The 249-nt window shown below is 69.9% G+C and carries 1 protein-coding gene; it reads left to right on the forward strand.

Annotated elements, in window-relative coordinates; genetic code table 11:
• A partial coding sequence (locus EOD29_RS33770) for a CoA-transferase (RefSeq protein WP_281059263.1) occupies nt 1–249 on the forward strand: 249 nt, incomplete at both ends.

Here is a 249-nt window from a genome sequence, read left to right on the forward strand (position 1 = left end):
ATCCCGACCTCATCAACGCCGGAAAGCAGCCGGTCACGGCGCTCGCCGGAGCCGCGTACTTCCACCACGCCGACTCCTTCGCCATGATGCGCGGCGGGCACCTCGACGTGTGCGTGCTGGGGGCGTTCCAGGTCTCGGCATCCGGTGATCTGGCGAACTGGTCGACCGGCGAGCCCGGGGCGATTCCGGCCGTCGGCGGGGCGATGGACCTCGCGATCGGCGCGAAGGACGTCTACGTCATGACCGACC

It is taken from the genome of Mesorhizobium sp. M1A.T.Ca.IN.004.03.1.1 (assembly GCF_003997555.1).
Classification (GTDB): domain Bacteria; phylum Pseudomonadota; class Alphaproteobacteria; order Rhizobiales; family Rhizobiaceae; genus Mesorhizobium.